Source organism: Luteibacter sp. OK325 (assembly GCF_003050935.1).
In the GTDB taxonomy this organism is placed as follows: domain Bacteria; phylum Pseudomonadota; class Gammaproteobacteria; order Xanthomonadales; family Rhodanobacteraceae; genus Luteibacter.
Map to the genome: position 1 here is coordinate 700,649 of NZ_QAOX01000001.1, position 14,554 is coordinate 715,202.

At 57.9% G+C, this 14,554-nt stretch carries 10 protein-coding genes and 1 tRNA gene; 5 read left to right on the plus strand and 6 right to left on the minus strand.

The features are described 5' to 3' along the window. Window positions 1-85 precede the first annotated feature (85 nt). Window positions 86-1,957: an RNA polymerase sigma factor RpoD gene (gene rpoD / locus C8J98_RS03085; RefSeq protein WP_107910763.1), complete on the plus strand. Its 1,872-nt coding sequence runs from the start codon at window positions 86-88 to the stop codon at window positions 1,955-1,957. A gap of 182 nt (window positions 1,958-2,139) precedes the next feature. Next, a complete protein-coding gene (locus C8J98_RS03090; RefSeq protein ID WP_107910764.1) occupies window positions 2,140-2,502 on the plus strand; it encodes a hypothetical protein in 363 nt (120 codons plus the stop codon). A gap of 159 nt (window positions 2,503-2,661) precedes the next feature. On the opposite strand, the gene C8J98_RS03095 is transcribed toward C8J98_RS03090, so the two are convergent. The 3 genes from C8J98_RS03095 to C8J98_RS03105 all read right to left on the minus strand — a co-directional run bounded on the left by C8J98_RS03095 (window position 2,662) and on the right by C8J98_RS03105 (window position 4,684). Beyond that, entirely contained in the window at window positions 2,662-2,985 is a 324-nt protein-coding gene (locus tag C8J98_RS03095) for a helix-turn-helix transcriptional regulator (RefSeq protein ID WP_107910766.1), read from the minus strand. 2 nt (window positions 2,986-2,987) lie between these two features. After that, a complete protein-coding gene (locus C8J98_RS03100; RefSeq protein WP_107910768.1) occupies window positions 2,988-4,277 on the minus strand; it encodes a HipA domain-containing protein in 1,290 nt (429 codons plus the stop codon). A 197-nt stretch (window positions 4,278-4,474) separates the two neighbouring features. After that, complete coding sequence (locus C8J98_RS03105) at window positions 4,475-4,684, minus strand: hypothetical protein (protein ID WP_107910770.1); 210 nt, start codon at window positions 4,682-4,684, stop codon at window positions 4,475-4,477. A 159-nt stretch (window positions 4,685-4,843) separates the two neighbouring features. Between C8J98_RS03105 and C8J98_RS03110 the strand changes: the two genes are divergently transcribed. Next, a tRNA-Ile gene (locus C8J98_RS03110) sits at window positions 4,844-4,919 on the plus strand. A gap of 133 nt (window positions 4,920-5,052) precedes the next feature. On the opposite strand, the gene C8J98_RS03115 is transcribed toward C8J98_RS03110, so the two are convergent. The 3 genes from C8J98_RS03115 to C8J98_RS03125 all read right to left on the minus strand — a co-directional run bounded on the left by C8J98_RS03115 (window position 5,053) and on the right by C8J98_RS03125 (window position 10,326). Beyond that, window positions 5,053-7,008, minus strand: a complete 1,956-nt coding sequence (locus tag C8J98_RS03115; protein WP_107910772.1) for a UvrD-helicase domain-containing protein — start codon at window positions 7,006-7,008, stop codon at window positions 5,053-5,055. After that, a complete protein-coding gene (locus C8J98_RS03120) occupies window positions 7,001-9,094 on the minus strand; it encodes an AAA family ATPase (RefSeq protein WP_233260083.1) in 2,094 nt (697 codons plus the stop codon). Before C8J98_RS03120 ends, C8J98_RS03115 begins: the two co-directional genes overlap by 8 nt. Window positions 9,095-9,756: 662 nt before the next feature. Continuing rightward, a complete protein-coding gene (locus tag C8J98_RS03125) occupies window positions 9,757-10,326 on the minus strand; it encodes a DUF6119 family protein (RefSeq protein WP_158272579.1) in 570 nt (189 codons plus the stop codon). Between the two features lie 561 nt (window positions 10,327-10,887). On the opposite strand from C8J98_RS03125, the gene C8J98_RS03130 reads away from it, so the two are divergent. Together C8J98_RS03130 and C8J98_RS03135 are read left to right on the plus strand one after the other, a co-directional pair. Next, window positions 10,888-12,591 (plus strand): AAA family ATPase, encoded by a 1,704-nt coding sequence (locus tag C8J98_RS03130; RefSeq protein WP_158272580.1) that lies wholly within the window; start codon window positions 10,888-10,890, stop codon window positions 12,589-12,591. Then, entirely contained in the window at window positions 12,588-13,439 is an 852-nt protein-coding gene (locus tag C8J98_RS03135) for an HNH endonuclease (RefSeq protein ID WP_107910779.1), read from the plus strand. The genes C8J98_RS03130 and C8J98_RS03135 overlap by 4 nt, the downstream gene beginning before the upstream one ends. Window positions 13,440-14,554 lie beyond the last annotated feature (1,115 nt).

The following is a 14,554-nucleotide window of genomic DNA, read 5'->3' on the forward strand; positions in this document are numbered from 1 at the left end:
TCGATGAGCCCGATCCACTTGAAAACTGGTCAAAAAATCATCAAATGACTATACTGATCGGTTCCTGTAACCCGCGGCGGTCGGCATGACTAATAAAGCTCACGAGCAGCAGTCTGAAATCAAACAGCTCATCTCCAAGGGTTTGGAGCAGGGCTACCTGACCTACGCGGAAATCAACGATCACCTGCCCGACGACATCGTCGATCCGGAGCAGATCGAAGACATCATGGCGGTGCTCAAGGGCGTCGGCATCGAGGTGCATGATTCCGCGCCCGACACCGACACCATCTCCGACGGCGCTGCGCCGGGCTCCAGCACGGATGACGAATCCGCCGCTGAAGAAGCCGTGGCCCTGCTGTCGGCCGTCGACGCCGAAGTCGGCCGCACGACCGACCCCGTGCGCATGTACATGCGCGAGATGGGCACGGTCGAGCTGCTGACCCGCGAAGGCGAAATCGCCATCGCCAAGCGTATCGAGGAAGGCCTCAACCAGGTCCAGACCGCGCTGGCCAGCTTCCCCCTCACCATCCAGCTGCTGCTCGAGGAATACGACCAGCACGTGGAAGGCAAGCGCCGCCTGAGCGAAATCCTGGCTGGCTTCACCGACCTCGAGGAAGCCGCGGACGCCGCCAAGGCTGAAGCTGCCGAGGCCGCCGAAGCTGCCGCCGCCGAAGCCGATGGCGAGGAAGAGGAAGAAGTCGAAGGCGCTCCGGCCGCCGAGGAAGAGGAAGCCGGTCCGACCGGTCCCGATCCGGAAGAAGTGAAGCGCCGCATGGAAGAGCTGCGCTCGCTCCATGGCAAGTTCCAGAAGACCGCGCCCAAGGCCGAGATCAACGACAAGAAGCTCGCCAAGATCCGCGAGCAGATGTCGGAAGCCTTCCTCAACCTGAAGCTCCCGTCGGCGCTGATCGACAGCTTCGTGCGCAAGCTGCGCGAAGTGGTCAACGACATCCGTCACCACGAGCGCGTGCTCATGGACATCTTCGTCAAGCAGGTGAAGATGCCGCGCGCGGAGTTCCTCAAGAGCTTCCCGTCGAACGAAGGCAACCTCGAGTGGGCCGCCGAGCTGGGCCGCAAGCGCCAGAAGTGGTCGCCGAACATCAAGAACTACCGTGAAGTGATCGACGGTGAACAGGAAAAGCTCGCCGCTATCGAGCGCACCCTGTACCTGCCGCTGACCGACATCAAGGAAATCAATCGCGCCATGTCCGTCGGCGAGGCGAAAGCCCGTCGCGCCAAGAAGGAAATGGTCGAGGCCAACCTGCGCCTGGTCATCTCCATCGCGAAGAAGTACACCAACCGCGGCCTGCAGTTCCTCGACCTCATCCAGGAAGGCAACATCGGCCTGATGAAGGCCGTGGACAAGTTCGAATACCGCCGCGGCTACAAGTTCTCGACGTACGCGACGTGGTGGATCCGTCAGGCCATCACCCGCTCGATCGCCGATCAGGCCCGCACCATCCGTATTCCGGTGCACATGATCGAAACGATCAACAAGCTCAACCGCATCTCCCGCCAGATGCTCCAGCAGTTCGGCCGCGAGCCGACGCCGGAAGAACTGGCCAAGGAAATGGAGATGCCGGAAGACAAGATCCGCAAGGTCCTGAAGATCGCGAAGGAACCGATCTCCATGGAAACCCCGATCGGCGACGACGAAGATTCGCATCTTGGCGACTTCATCGAAGACACCAACGCCAGCTCGCCCGTCGAGTCGGCGACCGAAACCGGTCTCATGGAAACCGTACGCGACGTACTCGCCGGCCTCACCCCGCGTGAAGCCAAGGTACTGCGCATGCGCTTCGGCATCGACATGAACACGGATCACACGCTGGAAGAAGTCGGCAAGCAGTTCGACGTCACCCGCGAGCGTATTCGTCAGATCGAAGCCAAGGCCCTGCGCAAGCTGCGTCACCCGAGCCGTTCGGAGACGCTGCGGTCGTTCCTTGATATCGATTGATCGGTAGCGACATCTGGTTAGACGAAAACGCCCGCGCAAGCGGGCGTTTTCTTTTGTAGGAGCCGATTCATCGGCGATAACCAGATCACCCCACCCCATCAAACCTCCGGCTCCCGTGGATGCACGGTAGCAGCCGCCCCAACACCTGCGCTCTAATCCCCACAGCAAAAGGGAATAGCGAAATGGACAGCCTGTCGACCAAAGACGTAGTCGGCGTGATCCTGGGAATCATCGTCCTGGGCACGATCGTCTTCGCGCTCACGAACTCAAGCCCCCGATCCCCAAAGGAACGGTTCTTCAACTGCTGGCGCTGCAAGGCGCTCACCCCGCACACGCAACGAACCATCGACGCGTGGCGTATCGGCAAGACGCGCCTCTTCTGCGGCGCATGTCATGCGAAGTGGCTGCAGACGCATCCTGCACCGATAACTCCGCTGAGACCGACGAGCGAATACAGGCCGCGGCGGAGGTCGAGCAAGGCGGGAGGACTCGTCGTCCTCGCGGCCGTCGTTGTGATCGGCCTTCTCGCACGCTCATGCTCCTAAGGAAACCGGACCCCATGCGACACGGCTGGGCGGAGCCGGTGACGGCTGCTCCGCCCACCGGTCCCGCGTGTAGCCTGGCCGTGGAACCAGGGGATCGCTTCTATGGGAGCTGCGGGAAGCCGCTGCGGTCCTGACCCTGCGCAAAGGCCTAAGGCGCCCTCAACTTTCGCGCGCTTTCGCGGCCGCCTCCGCACGCGCCACCGCATCACGCGTCACGACGCCTACCCGCAAACCCAGCGGGCGCAGCAGCTTCGCTACGGTTTCCAACGTCGGACTTTTGATGCCACGTTCGATGTCCTGAAGGCCGCGCGCCGATACGCCACACAACTTTGCGTATTCGGCGATGGTGAAGCGAAGCGTCGTCCGTATGAGACGAATCACTTCGGGGACCGGACGCCCCGGATGTGATTCGATGTCGTCCAGAAGGGCCCGACGCATGTCGAGCTCTTCGGCGGTCGTTAACGTTTTGAAGCGCTTGTCCACGCTCAGAGGGCCTCGAGCTGGGAGACGATATCGTCGATGGACGCACGTTGCATATCCATGATCGCCTCGTCGACACCGATCTCCAGGGCCCGCTGACGCAGGCGGCGCAGCGGCCCCACCATCTCGATGAGCGCGCGGGTCAATGCGGCCGCTTCGATACCCGTCGCGTCCACCGCCTGCCGAATAACGCTCGCCCAGCGCGGTGCACCACCATCGTCACTCTCCCAGCGCATACGGCGAGCGATGCCGTCGGGATGCAGCATCATCGGAACAAAGTCAAAGAGCGGCGTCAGCCCGACATAGCCATCCGCGCGCCGCTGGATAGCCGTATTGCGCGCGTGGTTGTCCTTATTGCCCAGTGCGATGTTGGCAACATCGCGGCGCACGTACTCGACGACATCGCGCTCCCGGTGCGAACACACTACCGCGAGGCGCCGGAGGGCGACATTGTGTGACGGCGCGAGCCCGAAGCCTGCCAGACCACACAGTGACGCAATGCTCTCCTGCGCATAACGGAGGACGCCTGCCGTGGTAACTGCCCGATCGAACCGGGGAATGAACAATGTTCTCGGGCCGCCTCGCATTCTTCCGTAGACGTCCAGACCGAGATGTCTCGCCAGCTCCATGTACGGTGCCTCAAGGCGAAGAATGGTCGCCAAAGCGGTGCTCGGCCCTCGGGAGAACTTGACGAGCCAGTGAGCGGCGACGTCCTCGTCAGGGAGCGCATGATCGAGGTAGTAGAGGCCGTCGTGCCCTTCCGCCAGAAGAAGCTTCGGCCACTCTCCCTGCACGCCCGAGGACCCGGCAACGAACAGGCCGTGCCTTACCAGGTGCTCGGTGAACGCGTCGCCGCGTTCGACGACCTCGCCTTCAGTGAAGCCCCGGCGATCGCGGAGCGCATGTTCCTCCAGGCGAACAGCTGCCTCGCGTACGCGAATGTTGCCAATGGGATTGCCCGCGCCAGCGAGCAGTAAGCGCCAGTCAGCCGAAGCCGCCGATGTCTCCGGCATACCAAGCTGTCGCAACAGTTCCTGCCTGCCGAAACCCTGGGGAAGCATATCGGCGAGGAACGGCGGCCAGGTCTCCCCTCTGGTGGATTCCAACGAGACAGGCAGATTGACGCTTAACGCCGCGGCATCCGTCCGGCCTTCGTTGTCGAGTGCATAGCCGGCGCTATACCCCACGTCCGTTCCGGCTTCCCAGCCGCGCTCGGCAGCACCAAGGACACGGACCGAGGCAACAGCGCGCCAGGCGCCGTCCAGGTAGATCTCAAGATTGGCGACATCGGTCATATGCACACTCTTGTATCATAACAACGCGAACTAGGTGTCATAGTAGTGATACTTTAACGTGTATGTATAGGAAAACGTGTGCGGTCCACTCTCGGAAGCTGTCCACGGCATCCGTGGATTTATGGTAGGCGTTGATGAGCCTGGGCTGAAAAAACGCGCGCTAGAGCGGGCGTCTTCTTAAAAGCCGTAGCTACGACTCAGCGATGGATAACCACGACCGGGTGATGCTGGTGGTGGTAACGACGCGGCGGCGGGCGGTGGTAAACGTGGCGATGGTGAACCGGGTGATACACGCGGTGGTGCACCGGGTGATGCACGACAACCACGCGACGCGATTGCGCCATCGACAGTGCCGGCAACGCCAGGGCCGCGACGGCCAGTGCTGCGGAAATCAGAATCCTCTTCATGGAACCCCCTTGCTGTTGGAAACCCGTCAAGCATGAGGGGGGGCCTGCTGAACTGTCGACCATCCGATAACGCGCCTAGTCACGCCACCTTGCCATGCCACATGGATGTGCGCCCATCGTCGAACGGACATCCATTGGTTACACTTGGCCGCCCCGCACGGGCCTATAGCTCAATGGTTAGAGCAGAGGACTCATAATCCTTTGGTTCCAGGTTCGAGTCCTGGTGGGCCCACCAACGGTTTCTCGTTATGCGCTTCTGCTGGTAGCCACCGGCGCATAAAATGGCCGGATTGACACGATAGGGTGCAATCCAGAATGATATTTTCTGCCTTTTTACGGCTGAACAGCCTGGCTAAGTGCTTCTAGGGCTACATCCCCTCGAAGACGGCGTTTGTGTGAATGGCGCCATCCTCAAACAGGTTAAGTTGACGCACGTGCGCCTCAGCTCTTTCGGGATCCGCCGTGAAGAGGACGACCGCTAGGTCTCTCAATGCCCTAGTGCAGCTCACATAGAAGAGACGGCGCGTTCGATCAACCGTGGTCTCCTCACCAGCGGCTATGTGTTCTCGGTCCTTATCTGAAAGCCCTTTGAGCCCAAGATATTTTTCGTAAGAGAACTGAAAGTGGGTACTCTCCGCATCGTCCAAGACGACGAGCACCCTAGCGAACTCTGCACCCTTAATGCCCTGCTGAGTCCGAAAGGGCGATCGTTCGGAGATGTACGCCTGGTACGCGAAAAGCTGACTAGCGGGACAAGCCAGAAAAGCATCCATTGATGCCAGTTCCTTCTCAGACTCGTCCTGCTCTCGACCTTCGTCGTCCTGGTCTTCCCGCTGGTCGGGCAAGGGCTCAGCAGGTCCGATCGAGTCCGGATCTAAGTACGAGACCAACCTAGGGTCGAAAGAGAGTAGGTCTCCGACATGAACCAGTTTCAGAAGGTCTCCAATCGTTGCGGCAGAGGCACCGGATATTGCGTCTGCAATCGAGGCGACCAACGCTCCCACGGTTTTAAGTCGCTCCGCGATGTCGACACCCAAGAGGGAATCTTTGTCGAAGAGAGGAGAGTGCTCGCGGACGAGACGCATCACTTCAAGCTGCTTGCCGCTGGCGTGAGCAATCGCTATAGGGATCAGGAACTTCACGCATGGCGAAATCGGCCACGCGGTCCCGTCCAAGAAGCCGTCTTTAAACGCCGACGGCGCACTAGAGTTAAGCGCCGAATACAGGTCTCCGAACCCGAGCCGCCTTGCGGCCATCTGGTGAACAATTACGAGAAGCTTCACGCGCGCTTGGTCATCGGCGCCTGGACGCCATTGATCATCCCCGGTCTGTCCGGCCATCCACCCTCGTACTAGGTCGAGGTTGGCATCCCGCGTACCGTCAGCAGGAAGAATAAAGAGATGAGCGTTCCCCACTGGGGTAGGAACAGCGCCCTCGGGGCCGAGCCGTTCGCCGGAAACTTGAACGAGATCGTCCCCACCGCTGCGAATGGCGTTAGCGAGAGCCAAAACCTTTGTTGAGCAGCGAAAGTTCTCAGGCTTCGGAATATCGATCCAATTGGGCTCCGCTTCTACTAACCCAGTGCCGGTCGCATAGATTCTTTGCATCGGATCGCCGAAGAAACCAAGGCAAAATGGAACTCCGGCCTCACGCCCGACGATCTTCAACGCTTCCACAACTTCGGTCGTCGTGTCTTGGCTCTCGTCAACAAACACGAAGGGAAACTGACGCGCTAGAAGAGCCCGGAACAGGCGACGGTCGGCAATAAGGCTGGGCACGAGCTTCAAAATGTCGTCATGACCGAGAATCCCCTTTGCGTAATCGCTACCCGTCCCGTAACGGAAGCTTTTTACTGTGGAGACGCGAGCCGACTGTCGACGGAGGCGAACGAGGTCCCGGCTGTCTTTGTCCTTCGTTCGCTGTTGAACTCTAGCGCCATATTCGGCCTGCTTCCGTTCAAGCGCCTCAATTTTCTCCAAGATGCGCCTTGACACCCAAATACGAATATCACTCTGGAAGGGCTTCGCCAGAAGCCACATGAAGCTGTGGATAGTCGAGACGTGGACCAGTGCGTCACTGCCCACATCCTTCCATATCTCCCCGGCTGCGACCTCCGTGTATGTAATGCAGGCGACACGCTGTCGGGCCCTCCGTAGTTTCCCACCGTGCATGCGGACAACCGACGATAGACCCTTAATGAGGGAGGTGGTTTTACCCGAACCTGCGCCGGCCTTCATTATGAAGCTCCTCGGCGGGACGTGCTCAATACAGGCGCGTAGGTCGATGTCAGCTTGGGTATCCGGCTTGTTCGCCCGACTATTCACGCCCGCCCCCTAAAGCCGAGTCTTCGGCGATGAGGGCGGCAACGGGAAGTACGGGTTCCAGTTCAATCCGCACCTCGTCCTTCAGCCAAACGAGGCCGTCACGAATGTACGCGGGGACGTGCCACGAGCCCTCGTCTTCCGTGAGGACAGCGAGTGCGAACTTGGTCTTATCGAAGGCCTTGCGCGAAACCTTTTCATGTAAACCTTTAGCAAGAGCCGCAGGCCCAGCAGTTTCCCCCTTCACTATCAGACCGAGTTGCTTGCTGGCCACCGCTTGAGACCATTCCGGATTCTCGAGACCAAAGTCCTCTTCAAGGGTACGTCCACAGAGCGCTTCGGTAGACCCTTGCCACGTGACGGCTCGCTCAATCTGATACGCCACGCGAACCTTCGCCCCGTCCTTGAGTTCGTGAGTTTTCTCAGCGTCAGATGCAGCACGCAGCTCTTCGACCGTGAGCTTGCCGGGAAGCCACTTTATGAGTGTCTGATTCGAGGTCGCAGCTCCTGGCTCGGCAGGCAAACAAGCTTTGCCGTACTTCTTCTTAGGCGCTGGGGCTACTTGCTCGCCGGCCTTGCCTAACCCGTCAATCTCCCCGTCCATCCCGGCGTCTTCTCCCGAGTCGGTCGGGACTTCGAACTCCTCCACCTCATCATCGTTGGCACCGTCTCCTTCTGGATCCACGAGCGCGACGCTATCGATGTCGGTGATAATGAGCGTGGTCAGGCCAAGAAACTCGATGAGCGCCTGGAAGCGATGTCCGAATGCGCCTCCTACTTCCAGAATGCAGAGGCAGGCTGAACGGAGGGACTTTGCCACCTTTCTAATCATTACAGGTAACAGCAATCTCTCAACGTTGCCTTCCACCAGGATCGCGGCATCGGAGAAGAACAGGTCGCAGTGCGTCAGCTTTAAGTATCGCTCGAGAAAGTCACGATCATCTGACTGGTTTTGGTAGAAGGCAGAGAGGTTAAGTACCTCCGTCAGCTGCTCGTCGCCAATCTTCTTGCGCCTGAAGTAACGAATTGGCCGAAACCCTCGTTCGTAGAGGATATGGGGCGAGTGCGTTGTGATGACCATCTGACTGCTAAAGATGCTATCTCTATCATCCTCAATCTTGACTAGGTCAAGGACGTTGCGGATGAAAACCTGTTGCAGCTGAGCATGCAGATGTGCCTCCGGCTCCTCCACGAAGATTAGATGTAACGGCGGACGATCTTCCATCGCCGCCCACTTAGCTTGCGCGTCAAGAATCTCCACGACCATGTAGATCAGGTTCTTGAATCCGAGCCCGTTATAACTGTCGGGAAGCGTCGCTGCGACGTCGTCATCTCCGATCTGGTAGTGGACACGCGCATCCTGGCTCATCACATGAGCAGGATCTAACGCGGACATGATCTTCAGCTTGGGGTTGTTGATCCCGGGGTAGCCAAGCTTAGCCAGCCGATCAAGCATCGGCTTGAACACCCCATCTAGGTGGACGTTCAACGCCTGCTCCGACTCGAACAGCGCCTTTAGAGCCGTATGGTCATCCCGCCTCTGATTGAGGTTACGTTTGTAGAAACGACTTAGCCGCTTTGACAAGTCTTCTGACCTACCACCAGCCTCGGGATTAGGATCAGCAAGGTGTCGCTGAGCGCCAAGATTGTCGATCTGGACAAGCGATCTCAGAATCGTACCGCCGCCCGGTTCGCCACCTAACTCATCTGGAACATAGTCGCCAAGTTCATGGAAGCTCTCGTCAAACTGCGTCCGGTCCAAGATGTAGTAGCGCAGCTCATACTCACTATGGAGCTCCCGCTGGAGAAAGTCCGCCATGGAGTGAGGCCAAGGCACATATCCTGACCCGGACGGCAGGTCGGCAGCCTGCTCGGCACCCCGAGCCTTGGCCTCCTGGTAGTTTCGAACGACGTCAACTGAGCTTCGAGCTGTCAGCGAAACTCGTATGCCGACTTTGGTGCCCTCCCAAGCTGTGCTGGGGAGCAGTGGAATCACTAGGTAAAGATCAGGCGCCGCAACTTCGAACCAAAGATCGAGGTCTATGCTCGGTAGGGAGAAGCCATCAGGTACCGGGTCGGCCAGATTCATATTTCCGGCTTCGTTAAACTCTTTCCAGCACGAGGAACTGAAATCGTAGAGGCTAAATCGACCCTTTCCGCCCGCAATAAAGGAATGGATTGCCTGCGTCGCGGAAGTCTTTCCGCTGTTGTTCGACCCAACAAATATCGATATCTCGCCATCTAGCTCAAGATGAGCATCCCTTAGCCGACGAAAGTTCCTCAGGCGATACGAATGAAGATGCAAGCTAGCCCCCTGGCTGCGTTGAAATCGATGAGTTATAGCAGTCTAAAGTTGAAGTCGCCAAGCGGCCGATCCATCTCGATCGGAAACAGCAACGCTGGGATTCTTCGTCATATTGACCGATGCGCCACGGGGCCCGTGATAGTAGCGGCCAGAGTTCGATTTGCCGGAAATGCCTAGCGATTACACGCTTTCATTTCCTTGCCTGAAACGTTCCAAGCGTAGTTGTGAAGTACGTGGGTCGCCTTTAACTAAATGGTTACTTGGACGGCATGTTCCGCACCGCGTAACTGACTTCTCCCGACAGTCATGGTTTGCCGTCTTGCTTAGGTTTCGGAAGTTGACGACCGATGCCTCTCCCGCCCAGTAGTCGACCATGGGCGCCGGTGCATCGCGGACGAAATGAGTAACCCCGGCGTAAGCTTCCCCAATAGGCAGACACACAAGAACTAGAACGTCAGGTTGATATCCCTGCTCACCGTCAGTGCATCGTCACCGGACATGCGACGACCGAGCATCTTCGTCTCTTTTGGAAAACCGACAATGCCCTTGATGAGGTCACGCTTGATGTCGACGCCGAAATCCTGGGCGCTGCTGTTAAACCTACCTGCACGCGACTGTTTTGGTCGGCGGCATCGAACGTTCTCTTTGTCGATACTCCTCAGCGCATCCGATTCCAAAGAGTTGAGGGTGGCGAGTAGACCAAAGCGCTCCTCAATCATGTCCTGGTTGAGAATGAATTGCCCTTGCCCGAAGGTCAGGGCAAAATGCCGGCTCTCGGTGTGCACGATGAGGACAGCGCCCGTCGACTTGACCTTGCCGAGCACACTCAGGTCGTCGACATACCCCTTGAAGAAAGCCGCCCACGGCGGACTCTTTTCCTGCTTGGGGGCGACATAGAGATCACCAATGTGCCGCTCTCCAATGTCGATGGAGTAATGCCGGGCGTCGCCGTAGCCGACAGCATCGGAAAAATGCTTCAGTCCTTTTCTGAGCAGATGGATGGTCAAATTCGGCACGCATTCCCTCCCTGAGATTCCTTGCGCTAAACACCGCTTTGTCTATCTGTGTCGGACAAGGGCCACTCCCCTTGAGGAGGTTCCCCATACACTTCGCCCCCGCCCCTCCCCTCTGGCGCTCAGCTTACTTCGCCCGGCGCCCATCGGCCTCCCGGGACTCGGCGAATGCTGGGTCTTCCAGGCGCCTCTCGAACTCCCGAATCATCTTCTCCAAAGTAGTGCCGCTGGCGCCGCACCAGTCCCGGATTTGCACGATATCGAGACGCCCGATGGCGCGCTCGGCCTGCCGAGGTTGATCGGTAGCGACAATGGAAGGAGTCCGGCGACAAGACGATGGTGGCTTGCCCGACACGTACTTGGGCAGAATGGGGCGCCTTGGTAAACTACGTCCGATCGCATACGGCCGCGGTTCGATGCTAACTTGTGAGAGTGCTGTCGGCGTACAGTCAGCCGTGGCGAGTTAGTCAGGCGACCATAAACCGAGAGGCGGCCCCGTCCTGCCGCCGGTTCAGGGTTATGCCGTCGGAAGAAGCACAACATCGTCGGAATAAGGTCAAGGGTATGACCCAAAACTACAAGCTCTTCTTCGCCAAAAATCGCGAAGCTGCGGCCAGCCATCTCGTCGAACGATCGGTTTTCATTTGGCCAGCAATGGATCGATGGAACGACCACGGCTTCAGGCTACTCACTGACTATGTTGTATGCGGGCCGAATGGCACGGCGAGGCATGAACCGAGCCTTTTCGCGGCACTCGCATGTTCTAGTCATGCAGATACGAAGGAGTTTATCGACAGCTACGTCGGTACTGCGCCGGTCGCGGAGTTTCCGTCGGATGGAGGCGATTCATCGCACCACGGCCCTTCGACGTGGTTCGCAACACTACAAGGTGACCTGAGCCAATATCGACTGCTAGTTGATTCACTCGGTCTCGATGAGGCGCGGGCAGTATTAAACGCCATGCATGATATTCCAGATGCCGAGCTCAGGGAGCCGCGAGCGTTGTGGCTTGCATCGGCGATCGAAGGGGATGCTTTCAGCACGGCCGTTCTTCGCTCCTCGACGCGATACTTTGCGTATCGCAGGGCTCGACACGTCCTCCAGGGCAACGAACAAGCTTCGATGGAAAAGGCAGAGGCGTCTGCGCGACTGACGTTTCAACTGGACTCCTTCTCGACACCACACATCGTTGATCTCGATTTCGGCAGGAGTAGATTCTTCGATCGCCGAATCAATGTGTTGATCGGGGAAAACGGTGTCGGCAAGTCCCAGACACTATCGCAACTGATCAAGGCATTGGCGCACGGCCGACCGAAGGCTACGCTCACGCCGAAAGGCGAATTTAGCCGGGTGATAGCTTTCTCTGGAATCGCGAGCCAGACGTCGCTTCCGACGGGCCTGTCACATACGCGTCGCCTCCAGTACCGGTTCTTTCCACTATCGCCGAGGTCGAACTCCAATACCAGGAGGGTCTCTCAGACAGCCGCGTTGCTTGATCTAATTCGCGACACCGAGATGATTGGCGGCATGCCACGCATAGATATCTTTCAGCAAGCATTGAACGATTGGCTTGACCTTAAGCGAATCGCACTTCCGCTGAAACAATCGGCCGCAAGGTCGAGAGATGAGATCGAAGTCGGAAAGGGAACGAGGTTTCTTCCGATCACAACTCTCGTAGGCGACGACAGGTTCTTTCTCAAGCGACACGCATCGATCGACGTCACTCGGCCGCCAATTTTTCTAGACGCGCGTTCGGGCATAAGCATCCCATTGAGCAGCGGTCAGGAGATGTTCTTCCGCTTTGCATTGAACCTGTGTGCATTTATTGAAGTAGGAACGCTCGTCCTGGTCGACGAACCGGAGAATCACCTTCATCCCAACTTCATTACTCGCTTTATGAGTCTGCTTAGAGAGATCCTCAAACTCACCGGCTCATTCGCTCTGGTCGCAAGCCACTCCCCGTTCGTCGTTAGGGAAGTTACCCGCCGCGACGTGTCCATTATGAGTCGAACCAAAGGTGGCGAATCGATCATCCGTCGACCGCGACTTCAAACGCTTGGCGCGAGCGTCGCCGCGGTGTCGGCGTATGTGTTCGGAGATGAGACCGTACCCACGCTGGCACGCTTGACCATAGATGCTTTGTCGGGAAGGGGTGCGCCCGACAACATCAGCTGGCTTGAGGATCTTCGCGAAGACTATAGCAACGAAGCCATAAGCCATGTGCGCGCGTCGCTCCAGGTAACGGCAGAACAAGAAGGTGATGCGTGAAGAAGGTCTCACCACTTCCCATCGAAGATCGCCGCAACATGAGCGCCATGAGCAGAAACAAGGCGCTGAGCTCCTACCCTGACTTGAAAGTCTTCCGCGGCGTAGTCGCCTTGGCGTACAAGCACTACATGGCGGCGCCAGGGCTCGCTCCTCCGTGGCATCCTGTCTTCCCGAGCAGTCTCCGCGAGGCGATGAAGGCCCATTACCGGAGCGAGTGCGCGCCCCTAGAGTTCATATCTGAGATAAGAGACGCCTTGTCGCCCGGCGTCTGCCCTGTCTGCGGATCGGCGTGCTCCGCGACTGTGGACCATTTCTTGCCCAAGAGCTCGTGGCCCGCGTTCGCGTTCTTTTCACCGAATCTGATTCCCGCCTGTGACCAGTGCAATCGAAAGAAGGGCGAAATCTACTCTGGAACATCCCCCGACGAGAGAACCATTCACCCCTACTTCGATAGTTTCTTGAATCAGAGGCTTGCCATAATCCAGTTCATCCCACCCTATTCCATACCCGTCCTCAGACTGATCCCGCACCCGAGTTTGACAGATGCAACACTGACCACAGTTGAGTGGCATTTGGAGAATGTAGTACGGAAGACGAGTATCTGCGCGACGCTTGGGGAACGCTGGACGAACATGGCACGTGATCCCAAGATCGTTCTCGAAGGCTTGAAATATGGCGCAACTATGCATGATGCGCTGAAAGGTAAGCTGGAGTCGCTGGACTCAACTTACGGCACACCCAATAATTGGGAATCCATGCTGGTCGCGGGCATCCTCGACGACCCGCAAGCGATTCAATACCTTGAGGCGGTCGTCGCAACGGGACTCGTGCAAGAGAACCCGGTGTGACAGTCGACAGCCAGCGCACGGAACCTCTCGGATGTTGCCCCTAGGGCAAAAGGACTCCTTTACCTCCCGTCATCACCGTCGTCGTCTGCATCGCCCGTTGTCGAACGAGTCTCTCCCTGCAGGCGTGTCGTCAACCTAGATGTGTGGCAGCGCCGACGACGTCATTGCCCGGAGACCTCGGTTTATGTCTGGAGTAAGTTTACGGGGGTCGACGGTTGACGGATCCGCCTGGCAACGGACCCCAAGGGCCTGAACACAACCTATTAGGTTCCGTCAATTTAGCAATGCAGAACCTATTATTGATAGCGATGTGGGTGCCCATGATCGTCCTCGGGCATCTTCTTTCAGCAATCTTCTTCAAACCGGGAGCGCTAGTCAGTTATATATTCTTTGTAGCGTGGCCCTTTCTTAATTTTTTCCTCGCTTACCGTGTGTGCCAAAAGAACGGAAGAATCCTTGTCGTTCGGTTGGTTTCGTTCTTCTTTGTCGAGGTCGCTGTGTTGGCAATCCTCCTTCTGTATGTCGGATAGGCAGAAATCAACGGGGTACGAGCACAACGAAGGTTCCGCAGACCGGGCAATCGCCCGCCGCCAAAACCTGTCGAACTACGCGGCAGCCTTTTCATCGAATTTTTCAACGGCTCTGTCCGCCAACCGCCTGCTCGATGCCTTAAGCGAGGATGCGAACGCGCTCGTTCGAACCGAACCCACCCGATCTGGCATGCATCGGCCCAAGACCCGCTCCAAGGTCCGGGAAACTGTAACGCCGGTCAACCCGCCGTATCAGGGGAATCGCAGTCCAGGCCAGGGCCATCATCGTTCTCGTCCGTGCTTATCGGGTGCGAATTCGGTGATCTCATCAAGATCTATGACGGACCAATCGGGATTCTCGGTCGACTTTCCCATCGTCCCCACGATGTCGATATCGCCTGAAATAACGCACACGAAAAGAGCGCGACGTGCGGTGCAAGTGTTCTTCATCTCAGCATAGAACGCTGCCACCGAGTCGGAATGGCCATGCCTTCCAATCTCGATGAGACGCTTGCCGCTGCCACATGAAGGAACATGTGTAATGACCCAGATTGAAATGTCCTTGTCATTCAGCCGACCTACGGT

Excerpts from the sequence above, each read along its gene's own strand:
- rpoD (WP_107910763.1), top strand. The coding sequence starts at position 86 with ATGACTAATAAAGCTCACGAGCAGCAGTCTGAAATCAAACAGCTCATC.
- C8J98_RS03090 (WP_107910764.1), top strand. The coding sequence starts at position 2,140 with ATGGACAGCCTGTCGACCAAAGACGTAGTCGGCGTGATCCTGGGAATC.
- C8J98_RS03130 (WP_158272580.1), top strand. The coding sequence starts at position 10,888 with ATGACCCAAAACTACAAGCTCTTCTTCGCCAAAAATCGCGAAGCTGCG.
- C8J98_RS03120 (WP_233260083.1), bottom strand. The coding sequence starts at position 9,094 with ATGAATCTGGCCGACCCGGTACCTGATGGCTTCTCCCTACCGAGCATA.
- C8J98_RS03105 (WP_107910770.1), bottom strand. The coding sequence starts at position 4,684 with ATGAAGAGGATTCTGATTTCCGCAGCACTGGCCGTCGCGGCCCTGGCG.
- C8J98_RS03100 (WP_107910768.1), bottom strand. The coding sequence starts at position 4,277 with ATGACCGATGTCGCCAATCTTGAGATCTACCTGGACGGCGCCTGGCGC.